The sequence below is a fragment of the Roseateles depolymerans genome (assembly GCF_003387155.1).
Taxonomy (GTDB): domain Bacteria; phylum Pseudomonadota; class Gammaproteobacteria; order Burkholderiales; family Burkholderiaceae_C; genus Roseateles; species Roseateles depolymerans.
On sequence record NZ_QUMT01000004.1, the window covers coordinates 269,275 to 289,716 of the forward strand.

Sequence of the window (20,442 nt, forward strand, 5' to 3'; positions counted from 1 at the left end):
CCGTTGGCGCATCGCATGGAACGTGCGTGGCCCATGCTCGTGGCGGGCCTCAGTCAATGCGTTTCCACACGGCCTCGACCCAAAGCGGAAATCGGCGCAGCCCAGATCGGCCGCCGAAAAGAAGGCGCTCAACGCCAAAACGGTAGGCTGGAGTGCCTTGTTAGGCTTGTTTTACAAGACGAATATCAACCTCGCGTTCCACGTATGCCCACTCTTTTGTTGCGCGGAGTTGCACCAACAATTTGTTGAATGCAGATGTATGTTCAGGCGCAAACTCGAACCAGGTTAAAAAATCAAAAGGCTCGCCGAGATCACGGGAATGATGAAGTTGCCTTGCGATTTGCGGTAGATATGCAAGCCCAATTTCGGTGTGGTGTGATTCAGCTTCAAAAATAGCCCGTCGCTCCTCTTGGGACATTGCCCACCACTCCGGGCTTTTCTTAATGGGTATGAGCGCGGCACAACTGGAGCTTGGGCGGTTTAGCCCCTCCTGCTTTGCACGAAGCTGATTTATCTCGTGTCGCTCGGCGTAGCGCACATTGCTTGTAAAGCCTTTGAGCACCCACGTGCCATGCGGTGCTGGGCCTGAGAATTGCGTGTTGAGTACGTTTACTCTCGGTACTGTTACGAGAGAGGTGCCGATGACTGCCTCGCAGCTCGTAACTTGCCATTGGCCATCGGTGCCGCCGATGAATGAGTAATGGTTGTTCATGCGAGGAATATCCTTAATGCCTAACTCGTTATCGCCAGTCTGCGTAATGTAGGCCTTTGTAGGCCTGTGCCGCGCAATACGTGCGCCTGTGGCAAGAGCCAGCGATGCGCCGTCGCTGGTCCCGGCACTGCACCGTCGAATGCGATGAACAGACCGCAGACCTCAGATCAAGTCCGCGTCGCGTGCATGCGCTACAGCTTCAAGCACCATCTTTGGCTCAGCGCGCTCTCGATAATCCGCCTCGATATGAGCGAAGACCACGCGGCCGTCTCGGTCGATCACGTAAGTCGCGGGCACCGGCAGCTCCCAACGGCCATTGCCGTTGAGCACGGGCAGGTCGTTGCCGACGCGGCTATACAGGTCAATCAGTTGGGGCGGCAATTCGAAGGTCAGGCCGAAGCCTTCGGACGCTTGCAACGCAGAATCGCTCAGAACCGGGTAGGCCAGGTCGTTCTTCTGTGCCGTCGACAACGAGTGGTCCGGCGTCTGCGGGGACACGGCGACCAGTTGTCCCCCCATCTGCTTCAACGATGGCAGATGCTCATTCCAGGCTCGAAGTTCCAGGTTGCAGTACGGGCACCACCCACCCCTGTAGAAGATCAGCACCAGGGAACCGCGACGCCACAGATCAGAGAGTCGAACCGGGCGGTTCATGGCGTCCGGCAAGGTCACGTCCGGCGCGCGGGCTCCCACCTGCATCGCGCGAGCCTCAATGCCGCTGCTACGCAGGTCAGCGGTTGCGGCCTCCATCATCGCCACGCGTTCTGGCGCCACTCGCTGCTTGAAACCGGCCTTGTAGTCGGCCAGTTGATCGGCCAATGTCTTGTGCTTTTCCATGGAAATGATCCGGAGGTTGAAATAGAAGCGACTCAGTGCCTTGCCGGCGACGTGACCGCCAGGATCAAGCCGCTCATCGCCACGAGGAGCCCGATCGCCTCGGCGGCGAGGGGAACGTGGCCGAGCACTGGCCAGGCCAGCAATGCCGCCAATCCGGGAGCCAGCGCGGGAAACACGGCGGCGCGCGCCGATCCCAGCATCGCGACGGCCTTGGCGTAGGTGAACAGCGTCCCGGTGCCAGCAATCACACCTTGCACGAGTACTTCGGCCCAGAACACCAGCGGTGCCGCTTGGGTCAAGCGTGAGGGTCCGACAAGCAGTAGATACGCTGGCACATACGTGAGCAGGGCCGAGAGCGAGACGACGGCGGTGGCGAGCAGAGGGTCCAGCCGATGCTTTCGCAGCACGATGCCGAATCCCGCCCACAAGGTGCCTGCAGTCAGGAACATCGCATCGCCCACCGCTGTTCGGGCCGTGAAGCTCCTGGCATCCACGCCCGACAGCAGTAGCAAGCCGGCAAGCACGATGACGATGCCCGCCACCTTGCGCGCGCTCAGGGGCTCGCCCAGCATGACTGCTCCCAGCACCAGGCCCATCACGCTCATGGCCGTGAAGGGAAACACGGCGGCGTGGCTTGCCGGCGCGAATTGCAAGGCACCGAACATCAGCAAGCCGAACGGCGCCCCCGCCAGGAGCGCGACCAGGATCCAGGCACGCCAGCGGGCGAGGAAGCCTGCCGCGTCGCGTCGCCACGCGAAGAGCAGCACGGGCAGCGTCAATATCCCCGCGACGCCAAAGCGCAGCACGGTGAGATCCGGCGACAGCAGCCCGTGGGTGATACCCCAGCGCGCGAACACCGTGTACAAGGCGCCGATCCCTGCGGCCAGTAGGCCCATGGCCGTGCCGACGACGAGCCGGAAATGGCCAGCGCGGGGGGTGTGCATGCTCGACGCCTGGTGTTCCATGAGCGGGCTCAAAACGATCACGCCGGCAGTGCGGGAGCGGCAGGAAAGTCCACCGGTACCCGTGTCGTGCCATGCAGGTAATTGGTGACCGTCTTGTCCCCGATTACGACGATGGCATCGACCAGGTTCTCGGACGTCCAGCCGGCCGCGAAGAAAGCCCGCACCAGGGACGGATCGGCATGGCCACGGTCGCTCGCGACGTGCTTGACCAACTTGGCCAGCACGTCGGGCGAGACTTGATCGCGCGAGGGCACGTTGAGAAGCGTGTTCATGAGGAGTTCCTCTGTGGATGAAGCGTGGCGGGGATCATTTACTTCGAGGCGTTAAACGACTTGACCAGGGCCGAGGCGCTGGCGCCTTCGAGGCTCAGGCCGTAGCCGGTCTGCTGGACCAACGCCAGCTTCAGCGGCTGCACGAAGTGGATGCGGGTGTTGCGCAGCGTGACTTCAGGCTTCTTGAGATAGTCGGCCGCGATTTCGTAGGCTCGGCTCGTGGCGCGCCCGTCCGGCACGACCTCGGTCACGGCGCCCCACTCCTTCGCCGTTGCGGCCGACAGAGGCTTGGGGGCGAGCAACATGGCCTCGGCGCGGGTCGGCCCGACTCGGTACGACCAAGTCGTGAAGATGCCATCGCCTGGCACGATGCCGCCAGCGAAGTGCGGCGCGTCATGGAACGTAGCGCCGTTGCCCGCCACGATCACGTTGGCCAGCAGGCAGTACTCGGTGTGCACCCAGGCCTTGCCTTCGACGGCGCAGATCATCGGCACGCGGATGTTGGCGATGTTCTCGACGATCTGCGTGCCTTCGTCGTGCACCTTGGACCAAACATCAGGATCGGCCACATTGCCAAAGGACGCGAAGTCGATGTCGCCCATCCATTGACCGCCCGCGCCGGTGAGGATCACGACTTTGTTGCCGCGGTCACGGCCGATGTCGTAGAAGGCGTCGACGAACTGTTCGTGCTCGCGTGCCGAGAACTTGATCGGGCCACCCTTGGTGTTCATCTCGACCAGCAGGACGCCGGCGCCATTGCGAGACATGCGCATGCCGTCGTACTTGGTGAAGTAGCCGGGGTCGGCGGCATGCGCTGCACCGAAGGCGATGGCTGCGGTGGCGGCAACGAGGATCGTGCGAAGGAATTTCATGAATGTTCTTTGAGGAAGTTGAGAGAGGACGGTGGGTGTCATTGGGCGGTGAAGCCGCCGTCGACGTTGGCGCACTGGGCCATCAGGACGAAGGTCTTGAAGCGTTCATCGATAGCTCCTGGCAAGAAGTCGGTTGCGATCAGCGAACTGTGATTCATGACCAACGACGGCGCTAGACGGCGTTTTGTCCTAACATCAAGTCCAACGAGGAATGAATGGGGGCGAAGATGGACCGACTGGCAGCGATGCAGGCCTTCGTACGGGTGGTCGAAAGCGGCAGCTTCTCAGCGGTCGCCCGTGAGACCCAGACGACACAGAGTGGAGTGAGCAAGCAGATTGCTGCGCTGGAGCGCACGCTGGGCGCGCGCCTGCTCAATCGATCGACGCGTTCACTGGCGCTGACCGAGGAAGGTGAGCGCTACTTCGAGCAGGCCCGGCGCCTGGTGGCTGAGATTGCCGAGGCCGAAAATTCCCTGCGGAAAGGCGAACAGCAGCTCACAGGCTTGCTGCGCGTGGCGGCCTCCGTCGGCTTCGGCCGCTTGAAGCTGCTACCGCAGGTGCAGAGCTTTCTCGCCCTTCACCCACACGTGAAGATCGATTTGAGACTGAACGACGGCTTCATCGACCTCGTCGAGCAAGGTGTCGACGTGGCGGTGCGCATCGGCGAGTTGGCCGACAGTACGCTGGTGGCGCGCCGAATCGGTACGACCCATCGCACCTTGATCGCCAGCCGGAAGTACCTGCGCTCGCTGCCCAGCGGTCTGAAGGCGCCGCGAGTGCCGGAGGACCTTCAGCGCCACAACTGCCTCGTCTACACCGAGCTGGCGACACAGAACGCCTGGACCTTCACCGCCGGCGTGGGGGCACCAGTGGCGGTCGGCACGCAGGTGACGATCCGGGCACAGGGCAACCTGCAGACCAACAGCAGCGAGGTGGTGCGCGCTGCGGTCCTGTCGGGGATGGGGATAGGGTTCGCGCCCACTTGGCTGTTTGAAGACGAGATGTCGCAAGGCGATCTGCAGGTGCTGCTGCCGGATTGGCCCGCGCCCTCCATGCCGGTGCACCTGGTCAGTCCTAGCCAACGCCGGAATTCAGCAAAGGTTCGGGCTTTCGCAGAGCATCTGGCAGCGGCGTCAGAGTCGTAGCGGCGCACATGCTCGCCAGAGCTCCGTGCATTTCCCGAGATCCACGGCCGGGCCGCTCAACCTGCAGAAGTCGGTCGTTCTGGCCTACCTCCGAGCCGAAAGCCGACGACGGACATCAAGCACGATTCAGCGTCCTGACGACCAGCTCCGCCTGCCACAGGCCCATGGTAGTCCATGGGGGCAAAGCTCACTTCAACTGGGTTCGCTTCCGCTGCGATGCTGCCGCGGCTTCAGCCTGTGAGCGGAAGTGGGTGGTTGGGCGACTGACGCGCAAAGCGCAGTGCAATCAATTGCGAACCCAGTCCGCTCCCGATGAAGACGGCGCGGCGATTGGAGGATAGCTGGCCAAGCCAGTCGAAGACTCCACCATCGGCCAGCGGAAGCTCTCCCCCGTCGGGCGCCGGTACCCATATGCGATAACGAAGTCCGCCGCAGTAATAAGGATGCTCCAGAGGCTGCACGTCGGCGCAAAGGATGTCGGCAATCCGGGCCCCGAGTTGCCGCTTCTCTGCCGACACGAGGACCTCCACGCGAGGCCGGTGCAGTGAGTACCCCAACTGTTCGAGCCGACTCAAACCCGCAAGCATCGTGCGCACATGCAGCGCGACTGCCTCGACGGTGAACGCGTGGTCCTTGCGTTCAAGGCCCCCGCTCCCAAGCGCGAACAGACGAAAGTGTTGGGCGTATCCCGGCTGCTTTGGAAACGGTTGGGTTCGCAGGACGCGGTGGCTTGTGGCGAGGTGAACATCAATTGCCGAAGAGGCCCGCATTCGCAGCGAACACTCCAACGCGAGAACATTCGTCGGGTCCGATACGACCTCGGTCGACCGCAACGCTGACAGCACCCGGTTCTGATGGGAGGGGCCCACCACCGAACAGGCCCCTAAGGGAGCCACCGGTGACAGTTCAACCGCCTCGAAGCGCTCGGCGGCCGCGAGCAATTGCGCGTCGATGGCCAGCATTGCACGGAGGTCAATCGCCGACGGTGCGCAAAAGCGGTCGCGACCATACTGATCGACCAGGTCGCTCGCGCATCGCGCCGCGGCTCGTGCGTGCATCACTTCAAGCAGCAGCGATTGAAGAGCAGAGCCCGTCAAACCGTCTGCCAGCTGACGAAAGGCCGCCTCACCCACCGAATCGACTATCCACGCGCGATCTGTCATCCGGAAAATCATACAGTTGGCCCGAGCCGCTTCTCGCGCTTCAGCTAACCAACCTGTGATGACCTCGAGACCATGACGCTTCTTCGCCTTTCAGGAGGCACCGATGTTGCCGGAATCGCGATTTTTGACATCGACGCGCTCTCCGCCAGCAGGCCAGAGGATTCAACACTTGTAGCGCTGGAGGAATCCGGCCGGTTGATCCGTTTCCCCACAGGCGGAGATGGGGGTTACCTCCTTCACCTGTTTGTGGACGAACCGATCCCGGAAGACCTTCAGCGCTATTGCCTCGCCGAAGACACGCTGACCGGCGGCTTCAAGACCGAGCAGGGCAACATCGCCTTCGGAGGCATCGAATCTGCGTTTGTCGGCTTCAAGCCGAACCGCAACATCAGAGCTGATGGAGCCATCCCGCCAGGCGAATATAGCTACACAGCGTTTCACACGGAATTCCCCGACGAGTTGGTCACCCGAACCCTGGAGGTTGAGGCGAATTCCACAGAGGTCTGGCTTTCACGCGCCCCCGTGGTCGTCTCGCTGGCAACGATTGCATTGGCCGTAGCGCTATCGGCGGCCCAGCGGTTTGCTCTGGTGGGTCTTGCGCTGCTGGTCGGCTATTTCGCAGTCAAACTCATTTGCAAGGCCCCCGCGTATCAAGACATCAAGTCCAGGCGTGAGGTCGCGCAGCTGGATCTGCCCAGCATCGTGGTGGAGCTTCGTCCAGCACCAGCCCGCGTCACGCTTCAGGCGTGCCGCTGAACAGCAGCGTCCACGCTTGGCCGTCATACAGCGACGCCCCGTGCATGCCGGCCACCAGCATTTGCCGGCCATTCGGCGAAACGTCCAGGCGGTGCGCATGCACGGAAGTGTGGACGGGCATCGGATCACGCTGTGCGCGGTGAGCCGGCACCATGTCGCCGTTCTCCAGTACGAAGCAACCGGCTGAATCATTGGCGCAATACAACCGGCCATTGAACCAGGCAGCATCCTGATAGGGCTGCATGTGCTGGCTCTGCACCACCCGCTGCCATTGGTCATCACGGCCCTTCCAGACAGAGCCGTGGATGTCGGTGATGTAGGCCGTTCCGTCGGGCGACACGGCTACGGTGTGCAAGCTCAGATCGGAGGGAAAGGGCAGCTCTCTCCAGACGCCTCTGCTGTAGCGCCACACGGCCCCGGCATGTCCAACGGCATAGAGGTCGTTATCGGCCAAGCCCGCCATGTCCAGGAAGGCGCATTCATCGATGGCGGCTTCCCACGTCTCTTCATCGGCGCTGCCCAGATCCGCCGGTAGAGGAATGCCCTCATGCTCGCGCCACTGCTGCGGTCCTTCCCGCTCAAAGACACGAAACGGCGTGCCCAGCGCAAACACCGTTGGGCCCACCCGCACGGTCTTGTAGATGGCACAGTCGAACTGCTCGTAAGCCTCCTCGGACAACTTGCGCACGTCGAAGGGAATGCCGTCTTCCTCACGACCCTTGTAAGCCTTGGGCTTGTAGGCATAGACCTCACGTGTGGCACCAACGGCGACGAATTCCGAGTCTCGCGGCGACCAGGCGCTGCTGAGCTGGCCTGCCACGCTGAGCCGGTTGACCGGCAGGGAGAAGAAACGGGATTCGGGCGGCTGGTCCAGCTTGACCGCCAGCAGCCAAATGTCGAAGCCGTCTTCCATGCGGTCATCGGCGCCCAGCTCCTCGAAGAGCAGGAAGCCCAGCCGACCCTCCTCGAAGCCGAGGGTGCAATCGCGCACCAGGTAGCCGTCCATGAAGCGAGCCCAGGTTTCTTGATTGAATAGCAATGCCGACTCCTTGATCCATCTTCAACGACCACCGCATGCGTGCGGTCCACTCCACCTCTGCTGGATGCGAATCGCCCCGCCCCCATTCACGCATTGCCGGCGCCGCTCCATTCTGCGTCCCACCAATGCCGACACTGAGTAAAAGTCGGTGATTCTCCTCGGCAGCCCGTGCGACGTTGCCAGCCCACCGAGCCTGCGCGTCCGAACTGGCACACTCCCCGCTCATGAGCAGCGTCTCCCACTCATACCGCTACCCCCATCCCTCGTTTGTCGCCACCCAGGACAAGCCGCGCCTGGTGCTCGCCACCTCCGCCACCGCTGAAACCCCCGCCCCCAACTTCTTCGAAGGTCAGCTGCGTTCACCCCGCATCGTGGCCGACATGCTCACGGCCGTCCACCTGACCGTCGGGGCCAGATTCTTCGTACCGCCCAACAGCGTCGCGCGCGCTGCCGCCTTGGCAGACCCGGTGGTGACTGCTGGCGGGGGCGTCTTGCGGTTCGAAGGCTTCTCGTCCTGCTGCAGCACCTACATTCGCGCCGACCTCCTGCCCGAGGCCTATGACGGGCAAGTGGTGGGCAAAGGCACCACCAACATCGACTTCAACGCGCCCATGCGGGCAGCATTGGCCGGCATTCGGGACGCGTCCGGCCTGGCACTCTCCGTGGGTCCCGACGCCCTGACGCTGCGGTCCGGCATCGCGGAAGTCACCGAACGCAAGGTCGAATTGCCGACCCGGTGGATACGCGGCATGGTGGAGGTGCAGTCCTACCAGGCTGCGATGCAGAAGCGCTTTGAAGTCTCAGCCCTCGAAGCCCTTCGCTTCCTGCGCACCCTGCCCAAGGCCTCGACGAGCCGCACACCGCTCTGGATTGCATCAGGGCCAAGGGGCCTCTACACCACCACCCGCCCCGTCGATGGCGGCGTACGGGTCACAGATACCCGCCGGCTCCGCGTCCTTCAAGCACTGCTGCCGCAAGCCCTCACGCTCGCCGTCCATGCAGATGACACCCAACAGACCAGCGCCTGGGTCGTCGACTTCGGCACCGCGCGTCTCACACTGGCTCTGAGTGCCGAGGTCTGGCGCGGCTTCTCCGGCGAAGGCCAGGCCCTGCGGGCCCTGCTCGATGCAGGCACACGCGGCGCCCCGCTGCTGGCCCGCGTGCGCTCGGCACTGCAGTGGCAAGCCAGGCTCGATCCGCAGCTTCTGGCCGATGAATTGGCCCTCTGCCCTTCGCAGGTCGCCGATGCACTACGCGTGCTGGGTGCCAGCGGACTGGCCGGCTTCGACGTGACGGAGGGACTCTATTTCCACCGCGTGCTGCCGCTGGACCTCTCTGCCGTTGCCGACATGCATCCCCGTCTGGTCGATGCACAAGCCTTGATGGACGAAGGCGCCGTGACGGTTCTGAAGCGTGAACCGTTCGAAGCAACGGTGCGCAGCGGCGATCTCCTGCACCGCGTGCGCGACAAGGACGGTGAGCTGCACTGCACCTGCCCCTGGTTCGCCGCCCACCACGGCTTGCGAGGGCCCTGCAAGCATGTCCTGGCCGCCGAAGGCAGCCGCATCCCGTAAATCCCAGACCGCGACCCGCTCCGCACGCCACCGATGTTCAACCCCACCACACCGCTCGAATCCGCCATTGCTGCCGGTGATGCCGATCAGACGCTGTCCCTGCTGCGCAGCGAAACCCCCGAGCAGCGGCGGTCGCATCGTGCCGGGCTGCTACGGATGCTCAAGTCGCTCGAGGACGCGGGTTGGAAAGTGGCCACCGGCACATGGACCGGAGACTCGATTGACCAGCAGGAGCTCAGCTTGTCGATCGCCATCGCGTTGTGCGGAACCGCCAGGGATGTGATGGACGCGCGCGTGGACATTGATCTCCTTATTGAACTGGGTCGCGAGTTCCACCCGCGCTGCCTGGATGAACTGGCGGACACCTTCCTGAAGGCTTCACCCAACCGGATAGAAGCCGTGCAGCAATTGATCGGAGCGGGACTGGTTTCTCGCCCAGACACGGACGACTACATCCTGGGCCTCATCGCATTGCCCCGTGTCATCCGCAGCACCCAAGGCCTGAAGGCATTGTTCGATGCGGACCCAGGGCTGCGCCCGCTGCTGCTGCGCGTCTTCGAGATCGAAGGCACGACCGAGTGCAGCCTCGCGTCCTCCGACCAATACAACCGTGTCCATGGACTGGACTGGGTGACGCTGTTGCTGTCCATGGCGGACGATGGACTGACGACCCGCGCCGAGCTGCTGGACCTGACGCTTGGCGCGCTCGAAAAGGATTGGCCGCAGTACCGCTCGGGCTGGTTCTCTCGCTTTCATGCGGTACTGGACCCAGATGCCGCCACCCTGCGGGCCCGCTTGCCGCGCTACCTCGCCCTGTGTGCCAGCCGCATCCCGCCGACAGTCGCCCTGGCCCTGCAGGCGCTCAAGACCATGGACCTCGCGGCCCCCATCGACGCGGACGCCTTGCTCAATGCGTTGCGACCGGTCATGGCGTCGTCGATCAAGGGCCAACTGGAGGCCGCGATGAAGCTGCTGGATCGACTGGTCGCACGTCAGCCCGAACGCCGACTGTCGACCTCCTCGCTGGTGGCGATGGCGCTGCTGCACGATTCCGCCGCTGCGCAGGCCAGCGTGCTGGAGAGACTGAAATCCTGGGGCGTCGACCAAGCGACACGTCAGCAGCTCTCGGACTTTGTGGCGACCGTGGCTGCCGTCAACCGACCGCAACTGCTGCAATTGATTGGAGAGGCACCGACGGCTGTCGCTGCCGATGTGAACGCCTCCGCAGCCCATGCATCGCCCTCTGCGCCCTGTGCAGCCTCCTCGCCATTACCCACCGCGCATCCGCTGGACGACGCCCGTAGGCTGCCCCGCTTCGACGATCTGCACGAACTGGTCGAATGCATCGCGCATGTGTTTGAGAACGCCACTGACGTCGATGCATTTGAGCGATGCGTTGCTGAATTGGTCCGCATCACACCGCTGGCCGAGGACGACAGGCCGCTGTTTGGTCCCGTGCGCAAGCACGCAGCGCGTGTCAAACCGCTGCTCCCGCGCGAGTTGGCCCGGCTGCTGATCTATGTGCTCGACGGGGTGCGGACCCCGGGGTACGCGAATCAGGACCATGGTGGCAACCTCAGTCCGGTGGAATCGCTTCTGAATGAACGCATCGACGCGCTGATGGACCTCGCGGCCCAAGGGCGCGGCCTTGTGCCCTTGTCCGCACCGACGCATCAAGGCGGCTACATCGCAGCTGAGGCCTTCATCGACCGGGTGGCGCAACATGGGGCCGCCAACGCCGTCTCCACGGAGCTGGAACAGGTGGCAGGCCTGCTGCGCCTGATGCCCATCGTGGGGCACGACGAAGCGCCCGCCCTTCGCGCGCGAGCCCGCGCGTTGGTGGACGCCCCGCTCACGCGGGCTCTCCGTTATGCACTCGGAGACGAGCTCACGCCCGACACGCACCGGGAACTCTTCGCGGCTGCGGCGCGCATCCGGCACCCGCGGGAGGACGACCTTGTTCTGGATGGCTGCCATCCCAACCTCGGACCGGACGGGGCGCTCATGGCCCGTCCAACATGGCGGGTCCATACCCACTTGCATCGATATGGCGACAAGACGACGACCTACTACGACCTGCAGGTGGACACTCCGCCCGTCCCCGCTCAAACACCCAGCACCCGGCTTGCAGTCCGGCGCCACCCGCCCGGCCCGAACGCACGCGAGCACTATCGCTGGTGGAGCTTTGCAGGGATCGACGAGGGAGCCGTTCGCTATTCAGCCACCTTGCTGCCGTCTGACCCTGAAGCCTTTTTCGCGGATGGGGTCCGTGCCGTCGGCAACAACCTCGATTGGTCAGAGGCGCAGTGGCAGAACCGTGCTTATCTGGATCGACTGCTCGATCCGGTGACGGCCATGACACCGATGGCCTGCCTGCTGCTGGTGCTGGCGCTGTTCGGCAAGGAGCCGGGACAGACAGCGATCGCGGTGGATGCATGGGTGGCGGCCCACACCGAGGGCCGCTTGAGTTCCGCGCAGTTGCTGGTGGAGCCGCTCACAGTGCTGATCGCCTCGCCGCTGGTCAAGCCGGCGCGGCTGCACAAGAGTCTTCAAGCGGCCCTGCGCATCGATGCGCGCATGCAGGCGCTAGTCTTTGAGCTGCTGTGTGCGGCGGTCACGGTGAATCCGGAAGGCCCGCCCCGGGATATGGCGCTGTTGCTGAGCCTGTTGCTCGAGCTGAAAGTCGATGGCGCCAGGCCACTGCCACCGGACGTGCAGTCAAGCCTGTCGCAGATGAAGTTGAGCGGTCAGGCCAAGCAGCTGAGGGCACAACTGCTGGCGTGAGGGGACTCTTGGCCAGGACCTGCGTGGAGAAGTGACAATGACCCTCCAGCTGGAAACCGGCACACGAAAGGATCTACGTTGAGAGACGAAGATTTTGAGGCGTTCATCGAGGAGTTCGGTGAAGCAGAGGACACCTTGCCCATCGCAGCAACGGATATCGATCGATGGCATGGAAAACTCCCCGAAGCCTTGCTTCAGTACTGGCGCGAAGAGGGATGGGGCCGCTACGCCCAGGGGCGATTCTGGCTGGTCAATCCAAGCGACTACACGGACATCCTGAAGGCGTGGCTGAAAGACTCGCCCCTGGAACAGATCGATTCATTCCATGTCATCGCTCGCACCGGCTTTGGCAAGCTCTACCTCTGTGGGGAGAAGTCCGGCCAGTCCGCAGTGATCAATGGCGCCACTCATGCGGTCTTTGCGCTGCCGAATGCATTGAAGCCAAAAACGCCGGAGCGGCGAGACCTGTCGATACGTGTGTTCCTGGGCGTGGACCAGGACGAATGCGATCTTGACGACGAAGATGGCCTGCCCTTGTTCGCCAGAGCCGTCCAGCAACTCGGGCCACTGGACGCCGATGAGGTCTACGGTTTTGAGCCCGCGCTTGTGGTCGGAGGTCGGATGCGGCTTGAAAACCTTCGACGACTGAAGCTTGACCAGCACCTCACCATCCTGCGGCAGCTCGCCGCCCCGTCCATGCCGTTCTCTGGCGAGGCCGTCGCGCGGCTGCTGAACGGCTAGACGGAAGGCGCATGCATCTTGATGGCCGCTGAGAGTCGCAAAGCGTCCTTCGCCGGTGGCAGCCCAAATGCGCGCCCATACTCCCGACTGAATTGGGTGGGACTTCCGTATCCCACCTCGTAAGCGACCGCCGTGACGTTCATCCCTGCGGCCAAGAGACGCTTGCGCGCTTCAAGCAGACGCAACTGTTTCTGATACTGAAGCGGGCTCAGCGAGGTCACTGCCTTGAAGTGCCTGTGGAACGCTGACAAGCTCATGGCGGCTTCCTTGGCGAGATCCTCGACCACCAACGGTTGGGCAAAGTCCCGGCGGATGCGTTGGATGACTGTGTGGATCCGCGCCAGAGCGGAATCTGGCGTGGCGATATCCCGCAGCATCCATCCCATGGGCCCCTGCAAGACGCGATAGAGGATCTCGCGCTCGAAAGCTGGTGCCAGAGCCGGGATGTCAGCGGGTCTGTCCATCAATCGCAGCATCCGTACCCATGCGTCCAGCAAATCAGGCGTCACAGGCGCCACTGAGAAGGCCTGGCTGGACGTCGTGGGCGCACGCTCCGGCAGCGCCGATAACAGGTCCGCCAGGACCGCTGGGCTCAGCGTCAGCGCCACCGCCAGATACGGTTCGCCGTCTGCTGCCGACCGCACAGCACCTGAGGCCGGCAAGTCCACCGACATGACGAAGTAGGTGGCGGGGTCATAGTGCAAGGCCTGGTCGCCCACGGTCAATGTCTTCCCACCTCTCAGAATCAGGTTGACCATCGGTTCGTACACCAGCGCCAGCTCATGTTCCGGGATGTGGCCCTGAACCATGAATACACGCGGGATGCCGGTGGGCGTGGGACGGTTCTCCGCGCGGCTGGCGAGTGTTCGGAGTTCATCGAGTGGCTCGGTCATGACGAGTGGGAGATCGATTCGCCCGGCGCCCGATTGGGCCCAAACGGCGTGCAGGAATGGGCAGGAATGCGGCAGAAACGGTTGGGACACAGATTGGCCGCTTCCCTATCGTTCAGTCACCCCAATCCCTCAGTTCCTGGAGCATTCAATGAGTCAAAGCAAAGTGGTCGTGATCACCGGTGGCAGCCGCGGCATCGGCGCCAAGACAGCCATCGAAGCGTCACGTCGTGGCTTTGGTGTCATTCTCACCTACAACGCCCATCCGGAAGCGGCGCACGACGTGGTGGCAGCCATCGAAGCGGCCGGTGGCAAGGCAGTCGCGCTGGCGCTGAACGTGGCCGCTGCTGCCAGCTTCGCCGACTTCCGTGCCGACGTGCAAGACGCGCTTGCGAAGACCTGGAACGTCTCGCATCTGTCTGGCCTCGTGAACAACGCCGGCTACGGTTTGTTCCAACCGATCGCCACCGTGACCGAGGCGCAGTTCGATGGGCTGTTCAATGTCCATCTCAAAGGCCCCTTCTTCCTCACGCAAGCGCTGCTGCCGCTCCTTGAGAACGGGTCGAGCATCGTGAACCTGACCAGCGCCACCACCCGCGTGGCCACTGCCGGCGTGGCGCCCTACGCCGCGTTCAAGGGGGGCCTTCAAGTGCTGACGCGTTACATGGCCAAGGAGTGGGGGGAACGCGGCATTCGCGTCAATTCCGTGTCTCCAGGCCCCATCCGCACCGAGCTGGGGGGTGGCCTCAACGAAGACTTCGAAGCGCTGCTGTCCTCCCAAACGGCTCTGGGCCGCGTCGGCGAGCCTGAGGAGGTCGCGCGCGTCATCACGACACTGCTCAGTCAGGACAGTGGCTGGATCAACGCGCAGGACCTCGAAGTGTCTGGCGGGTACGTGGTCTGATCTGCCCCGGCCTCAACCGCGGATCGTGACCGCCACCTTGCCCCGGTTCCGCGGAGACGCCATCTGCGCAAAAGCTTCGTTCACCTGGGCCAATCCAAAACGCCTGTCGGAGAGGATGGGCCGCAGCGCGCCACTGCGGGCCAATCTTGCGGCCTGCTGCAGGATGTCGCCGTGGTGGCTCAACCCTTTGCCAGTCAGCAGCGGAAGCAAGGTGAACACGCCGGAGTAGGTGGCTCCCCGGAAGGACAGCGGTGCCAACGAATGGGTGCCCCAGCCCAGCGACGTCACCACGTGCCCGGTATAGGTGCGCACAGCCGCAAAAGAGGCGTCGATGGTCTTTCCTCCGACCGTGTCATACACGATATCGAAGCCTTCCCCTTGAGTGGCGCGAGTGACGTAGCCTTCCACCGTCTCGTTCTCGTAATCGATGGGCGTCGCGCCAAGGGCTTGGATCACCTCATGCTGGGAAGCGGTTCCAGTCGCCCAGACCTCGGCACCAAAGGACTTGGCGATCTGAATCGCGATGTGTCCCACGCCGCCCGCACCACCGTGCACGAGCACCTTGTCTCCGGCCTTGACCTGGGCCCGATCGACCAGTCCTTCCCAGGCTGTGATGAACACCAGCGGGAGCACAGCAGCCTCCTGCCAGGTGAGCTCTTCCGGTTTGAGCGCAAGCAGCCGGGCATCGGCAGCGATGTACTCGCTGAGCGTGCCCGGGTGACCGCCCACGCCACCGACCATCCCAAACACTTCGTCGCCAACGTGGAAGGCTGTCACGTCTGGCGCCACAGCAACAACAACACCGGCCATGTCCAGCCCAATGGTCGAGGGAAGGCGCTGCTGGGCATGTTCTGCCTGATCCGCGCGGATCTTGCCGTCCAGCGGATTGATGCCGGCGGCCATGACTCGGACCAGCAGGTGGCCAGCGTCGAGCTCGGGGATGGGTCGCTGGTCGATAACCAGATCGGCGCCAGCGCTTGGGGCGATCGCGACCTTCATCGTCGCAGGAATGGGAGAGAAAGCGGTTGTCATGAGATCACTCCGTTGAGGGGGTGAAGTCAGTGTGCAAGCCGCTCCCGGGTCTGTCGACGCATGGGCGTGCATGATCAGATTGCAGAAATGAATAGCCCCATGCGGAGTCTCGTGGTCGCTCGCAGCGCAGATGGGCGCAGCTTCGCTCTAGCGCAACTCGTTCACTTTGTTCCAGGCCAGTTCCAGGAACGCCTTGATGCGAGGGGCCTGTCGCAGATCTTCGTGATAGCCGAGCCACAGCTTCCTGCTCGGTGGCGCCTCGGTCAGCGACACCTCGCGCAGGCCAGGGATGCAAGAGGCCAAGACCTTGGGCAGCACCGCCACACCACCACCTTGTCCGCAATACCAGGCCTGTGCCTCGCGGCTGTTGCTGGCAAAAGTCACTCGCCCTTGGGGGAACTGCCCCTTGAGCCAAAGAACGTCTGGGGAGTGTTCGAATGCGCCGCTCAAGGTGATCAGCTCCACGGCCCCGTCGGACGGCGGGAAGTCCTCCGGCAGATGCTGCGCACAGTACAGCCCGTACTGCATCTCGCTGAACAGTCGCTGCACGATGCCGGCTTCGTTGAAGGGCGTGATTCTGAACGCGATATCTGCTTCACGCTGAGTCAAGCTCACGGGCCTGGCATCCGTGAGCAACTCGACTTCCACCCCAGGGTGCAGACGCGTGAAGTCAGCGATCCATCGGGACAGCACTCTGGCGCCGAACCAGTCTGACGAAGCCACGCGGATTTGCCCCTTCAGCTCCGAACTAGCGCCAAAGAACTGACGCTCCATGGCCAGGAACTCTTCTTCCATGCGCAGCGCGTGAGGCAGCAGCAGCAGGCCTTCGTCGGTGAGCGCAAACCCGTTCGTGGTCCGCTGAAACACCTTTTGACCCCACGCCGCTTCGATGGATTTCAGTCGCCGGCTCAGCGTGGGCTGGCTCAGCCCCGTCATGCGCGATGCGCCCGTGAGGGAGCCTGCCCGATGGATGGCCAACAGCAGGCGCAGATCGTTCCATTCCATGCTATTCATTTTTGCAATTCAACCATGCGCGACCATGCATCGACAACGTCCCTGCCCAGCTTGACACTGGCCAGGAGCCGCTTAGGCGGAGGCCAGGCAAGCAAGAAAGCGCAGCCGCGTGACCCATCGTTCCGCGTTGCGCGATTGACAGGAACTTTTCCGTGAAGACGACGATACAGGGCGAATCCATCCAGCCGATTTGGCTGTCCCTCGCATGCTGCATAGGGATTGGCAGCTTGTACTACGCACAGCCGCTGCTGTTGAGCATGGCGCAAGCCTTCCAGGTGCCGATCAGCCATCTCGGATGGATTCCGATGGCATCGCAACTGGGCGGATGGCTGGGCGTCCTTTTGCTTTTGCCACTCGGCGATCTGCGAGAAGGCCGATCGCTGATCGTCACATTGCTTGGCGTGAATGCGCTGGGGCTTGCGGCTGTGGGGCTGGCGCCGAGTTTCACGATCCTCATCGCATCAAGCCTGGCCGTCGGCTTCACGACCATCGTGCCGTATCTCCTTCCACCTCTGGCCTCCAGGCTGGTGTCGTCCGAGCGAAGAGGAAACGTCATTGGGATTCTCGCCGCAGGCATCTTTTCCGGCATCCTGATCTCCCGGGGATTGAGCGGGTGGCTCGGGGAGCATTACGGTTGGCGCTGGCCATTTTTGGTGGGGGCGTTTTTGAACGTCGCAGTGGCGCTGATGCTGCGCGTTCGTCTCCCTCGGATCGAGCCTCACTCCCGGGGAAATTACCGGCAGCTGTTGGGATCAATGTGGAGCGTCCTGCGCGCGCAGCCCTTGCTTCGTGAAGCAGCGTTCACCCAAGGATTGATGTTTGGCGCCTTCAATGTTTTCTGGTTATCCCTGCCTTTATGGCTGGGTAGCGCCCCTTATTCGCTGGGCAGCAGCGCAGTCGCCTGGTTCGCGGCGGTTGGGCTCATTGGCGTCTTCGCGGCCCCGCGCGTCGGCCGTTTGATCGATCGCTTCGGATCCCAGGTCATGATCGCCGTCTCCACTGCGATTTCCGTGGTGGGCTGGGTCGTCCTCTTTGAGTTTGGCGACTCGCTCTATGCACTGTTCGCAGGTGTGGTCCTGCTGGATCTTGGGACCACCGCATCCCATGTTTCCAATCAAGCGAAGATCTTTTCGCTGGATCCAGGTTTGAGAAGTCGCATTGGCACGCTGTACATCCTTGGGCTGTTCACAGCAGCTGCCATCGTGTCGCCCTTGACCACCTGGATCTGGGCCGCCCATGGATGGGTGGGCGTCTGCTCGCTGGGAGGCGCGCTGGGCATTGTTGCCATGGCGTTCAATCTTCGCCTGACGCTGCGCCAGCGCGCGGCGACGCACGTCAAGGCCTCGACGTAGCGCGGACTTGCCGCGCCGGTGCGCCCCCTCAGCTGAGTCACTCAGTGGAGTCGCTCAGTTGAAACTGGGTGACCCACTCTCCGCGTTGGTCAGCGTCTTGGCCTTGAAGTCAATCACGAAATGGCCGCTCGGCTTGCCCGAGCCCAGCCCCTTCAGGATCGAGAACACCTGCTTGAACTGATCCTGGAACGCCACCGGCACGGCATTCTGGTCCGACAGTTTGTCGCCGATCTTGACCGGCTTGACCGGAGCAGCCGGGAAGGCGCTCATGAGCAGCTTGTACTGCTTGACGCGGTCGGCGCCCATGTCGCGCAGGGACAGCTCACCGGCATAGACCGTGCGGTGGAAGTCGCCGTAAAACTCATAGGCGGTGACCTTGGCCATGGCGTCGAAATCCACGCCGGCTGCGGTGGCCAGCTGCCGGGCCTTGGAGGTCGCCGTGGCCCAGTCCGCCGCCAGCTGTCCTGCCGCGGCAGGAGCACCCGACGGCGTGCCGGTGGCATAACAGGCGGCGGTCAGCGGCACCACGCCGGTCTGGTCCTTGAGCTGGGAGACGGTGACGGAGGTCTGCAGCTGCGTCATCGTCAGCATCTGCGCCAGGTTCAGGCTGGTGGCCGCCTCCTTCATTTCGCACGGCCAGTATTCGTCCATGAAACGCAGCCGCGACAGCTCGCCGAAGTAAAAGCGGGTGAAATCGCCGTAGCTGGTGGTGTCCAGCACCGCGTGGTTCCAGCGCTTGGCCACGTCGGCCGGGGCGGCGCTCGATTGCAGGTACTTGTATTCCGTCTCGTAATGGGGGAACAGTTCCTTGAACCGCGGCACGTTGTTCAGGGCAATCGTCTGCACATCGACCGTATCGGCCGTCTGGTAGGTGACGATCTTGTACGCCGCGCCATACACCGCCAGGGACGGCGACTGCACATTCACCAGGTAATTGCCCGACGCATCAGTCAGGTCGTTCGTGCCGTTGAAATGCATATGGCCGCCAATGTGCAGCCGCAGGCCGGTGGCCGCCACGGCCGCCGTTGTGGCCACCTCGGGCACGCGTGCCGTCTGGAAGGCGCCCGACTTGAAGACGGCCTTCATGGCATCCGTCTGGTTGGCGTAGAAATCCATGGTCGGATAGTGCGAAAACGCCATGAGCTGTTTGCCCTGGGCCTTCGCCCGCGCGCTGACCGACTGGATCCATTCCATCAGGTGGCGCTTGTGCGTCAGCACCTTGTTCCAGCCCGCATTGCCGGCGCCGTCGAATCCCTTGAAGCTCTTGGGATTGGCCGGGTCGAACCGCGCATTGGGCAGATAGACATTCGCATCGATGCTCAGCAGCCAGACGCCCTTGACCGGCTCCACCAGGTAGCTGGCGTCCATCACGGTGCTGCACTTGGTGTAGGGCTTGCCCAGCGCCGCCTCCCCAGCCGCCTTGTACGCACCGCCTTCCCCCTCGGCGCAGAGCTCGAACTGGCGATTGGCGGCGGCAGCGCTCTTCTGGGCTTCGGCCAATGAATACTTGCCGTCGGGGTAACGGCTGAACGGCGTTTCCCAATGCAGGTCGGCGGCCTGCGGTGTGTAGCCGAAGTCGGCCAGTTTGGCGATCAGGGCGTCGTAGCCGAGTTCCTTGAGCTGATCGGTGCAAGCTACCGTCGGATCGCCGGATTTGCAGCCCGCATTGCCCGTCGCATAGACCTTTTGCTCCTTGCCCTCGCGGGTCAGGAAGTCGTTCTTGCCGGCTTCGTCGTCGTCATACGGCTCGTTGGGATCGTGATTGCCGGGCGCGATGAAAAAGCGCATGCCTTTGGCCTGGTACTCCTTGAGGATGGCCGCAATGCCGTCGATGTTGACCGGCTGCGCATCGTCCGAGAAGTCACCCGGCAGAGCGACCAGCCGCACGCCCTTGGCAAAGGCGTCGTCCAGCGCGGCGCGGAAGGCAAAGTAGTTCTCGTTGAAGAGGCGCGTCGAGGTCAGCTGCGCATACATCGTGCGGATCGTTGCATTCTTGCCGTCCGCGGTCGGGATGCCGGTGTACGCCGTGGTCTTGAAATCGCCATAGACGTCTTCGAAATGCACATCGGTCATGAACGCCACGGGCGTCGAAAACGCGGCGGGCGGCGCACTCGGCTCGTTGCTCTTGTTGTCACTGTTGCAGCCAGCCAGCGAGGCGGCTGCCAAGGCCGTCAGGGCGACCAGGCGAGGGGTGGAGAGCATGGGAAGGCGCTTGCCGAGTGGAAAGCGCGCATGCTCGTCGGCGCGCGTGACGCGGCCATGACAGCGCGGCGCGACCAGCCCGAAGGCCATCGCTGAATTCTCGGAGGCGCTCGTGGGGCGCACCAGCGGACCGCTTGACTTTGTCACCACCCGAAGCGCCGTTGCAGGGCCCGAAGCACCCGCAACAG

The 20,442-nt window shown here is 63.3% G+C and carries 18 protein-coding genes; 7 read left to right on the top strand and 11 right to left on the bottom strand.

What is annotated here, in order from left to right:
- Positions 1-160 precede the first annotated feature (160 nt).
- The 5 genes from DES44_RS20075 to DES44_RS20095 form a co-directional block, all read right to left on the bottom strand.
- Positions 161-712: a chlorite dismutase family protein gene (locus DES44_RS20075; protein ID WP_083525183.1), complete on the bottom strand. Its 552-nt coding sequence runs from the start codon at positions 710-712 to the stop codon at positions 161-163.
- A gap of 162 nt (positions 713-874) precedes the next feature.
- Complete coding sequence (locus tag DES44_RS20080) at positions 875-1,549, bottom strand: peroxiredoxin-like family protein (protein WP_232309888.1); 675 nt, start codon at positions 1,547-1,549, stop codon at positions 875-877.
- A gap of 32 nt (positions 1,550-1,581) precedes the next feature.
- Positions 1,582-2,493, bottom strand: coding sequence for a DMT family transporter (locus DES44_RS20085; protein ID WP_170156708.1), 912 nt, complete (start codon positions 2,491-2,493; stop codon positions 1,582-1,584).
- 38 nt (positions 2,494-2,531) lie between these two features.
- Positions 2,532-2,786 carry a carboxymuconolactone decarboxylase family protein gene (locus DES44_RS20090; RefSeq protein ID WP_232309889.1) on the bottom strand — a complete coding sequence of 85 codons (255 nt, stop codon included), beginning with the start codon at positions 2,784-2,786 and terminating at the stop codon, positions 2,532-2,534.
- A 38-nt stretch (positions 2,787-2,824) separates the two neighbouring features.
- Complete coding sequence (locus DES44_RS20095) at positions 2,825-3,658, bottom strand: enoyl-CoA hydratase/isomerase family protein (protein WP_083525184.1); 834 nt, start codon at positions 3,656-3,658, stop codon at positions 2,825-2,827.
- 227 nt (positions 3,659-3,885) lie between these two features.
- Between DES44_RS20095 and DES44_RS20100 the strand changes: the two genes are divergently transcribed.
- Positions 3,886-4,803, top strand: coding sequence for a LysR family transcriptional regulator (locus DES44_RS20100; RefSeq protein ID WP_058933150.1), 918 nt, complete (start codon positions 3,886-3,888; stop codon positions 4,801-4,803).
- 230 nt (positions 4,804-5,033) lie between these two features.
- Here DES44_RS20100 and DES44_RS20105 read toward each other — a convergent pair whose 3' ends face one another.
- A complete protein-coding gene (locus DES44_RS20105) occupies positions 5,034-5,966 on the bottom strand; it encodes a hypothetical protein (RefSeq protein WP_147307153.1) in 933 nt (310 codons plus the stop codon).
- 72 nt (positions 5,967-6,038) lie between these two features.
- Between DES44_RS20105 and DES44_RS20110 the strand changes: the two genes are divergently transcribed.
- The gene (locus DES44_RS20110) at positions 6,039-6,722 is read left to right on the top strand and encodes a hypothetical protein (protein ID WP_058933152.1); all 684 of its coding nucleotides are present in this window, start codon (positions 6,039-6,041) and stop codon (positions 6,720-6,722) included.
- Here the strand turns inward: DES44_RS20110 and DES44_RS20115 are convergent.
- Positions 6,700-7,761 (bottom strand): beta propeller repeat protein, encoded by a 1,062-nt coding sequence (locus DES44_RS20115; RefSeq protein WP_147307154.1) that lies wholly within the window; start codon positions 7,759-7,761, stop codon positions 6,700-6,702. The two genes, DES44_RS20110 and DES44_RS20115, sit on opposite strands and share 23 nt — an antisense overlap.
- A 224-nt stretch (positions 7,762-7,985) precedes the next feature.
- Between DES44_RS20115 and DES44_RS20120 the strand changes: the two genes are divergently transcribed.
- From DES44_RS20120 to DES44_RS20130, 3 genes are all read left to right on the top strand, one after another.
- A complete protein-coding gene (locus DES44_RS20120) occupies positions 7,986-9,335 on the top strand; it encodes an SWIM zinc finger family protein (protein ID WP_058933154.1) in 1,350 nt (449 codons plus the stop codon).
- Between the two features lie 33 nt (positions 9,336-9,368).
- A complete protein-coding gene (locus DES44_RS20125) occupies positions 9,369-12,119 on the top strand; it encodes a DUF6493 family protein (RefSeq protein WP_058933155.1) in 2,751 nt (916 codons plus the stop codon).
- A 78-nt stretch (positions 12,120-12,197) separates the two neighbouring features.
- A complete protein-coding gene (locus DES44_RS20130; protein WP_058933156.1) occupies positions 12,198-12,860 on the top strand; it encodes a GAD-like domain-containing protein in 663 nt (220 codons plus the stop codon).
- Here the strand turns inward: DES44_RS20130 and DES44_RS20135 are convergent.
- Positions 12,857-13,753, bottom strand: coding sequence for an AraC family transcriptional regulator (locus DES44_RS20135; RefSeq protein WP_058933157.1), 897 nt, complete (start codon positions 13,751-13,753; stop codon positions 12,857-12,859). The two genes, DES44_RS20130 and DES44_RS20135, sit on opposite strands and share 4 nt — an antisense overlap.
- 163 nt (positions 13,754-13,916) lie before the next feature.
- On the opposite strand from DES44_RS20135, the gene DES44_RS20140 reads away from it, so the two are divergent.
- Entirely contained in the window at positions 13,917-14,654 is a 738-nt protein-coding gene (locus DES44_RS20140) for an SDR family NAD(P)-dependent oxidoreductase (RefSeq protein WP_310732377.1), read from the top strand.
- A gap of 12 nt (positions 14,655-14,666) precedes the next feature.
- Here DES44_RS20140 and DES44_RS20145 read toward each other — a convergent pair whose 3' ends face one another.
- The gene (locus DES44_RS20145) at positions 14,667-15,686 is read right to left on the bottom strand and encodes a zinc-dependent alcohol dehydrogenase family protein (protein ID WP_058933159.1); all 1,020 of its coding nucleotides are present in this window, start codon (positions 15,684-15,686) and stop codon (positions 14,667-14,669) included.
- 147 nt (positions 15,687-15,833) lie between these two features.
- Positions 15,834-16,700, bottom strand: coding sequence for a LysR family transcriptional regulator (locus DES44_RS20150; protein ID WP_233441660.1), 867 nt, complete (start codon positions 16,698-16,700; stop codon positions 15,834-15,836).
- 152 nt (positions 16,701-16,852) lie between these two features.
- On the opposite strand from DES44_RS20150, the gene DES44_RS20155 reads away from it, so the two are divergent.
- On the top strand, positions 16,853-18,052 hold the full coding sequence (locus tag DES44_RS20155; protein ID WP_058933161.1) for an MFS transporter: 1,200 nt from the start codon (positions 16,853-16,855) through the stop codon (positions 18,050-18,052).
- Between the two features lie 54 nt (positions 18,053-18,106).
- On the opposite strand, the gene DES44_RS20160 is transcribed toward DES44_RS20155, so the two are convergent.
- Positions 18,107-20,254, bottom strand: a complete 2,148-nt coding sequence (locus DES44_RS20160) for a metallophosphoesterase family protein (RefSeq protein WP_058937085.1) — start codon at positions 20,252-20,254, stop codon at positions 18,107-18,109.
- Between the last annotated feature and the right edge of the window lie 188 nt (positions 20,255-20,442).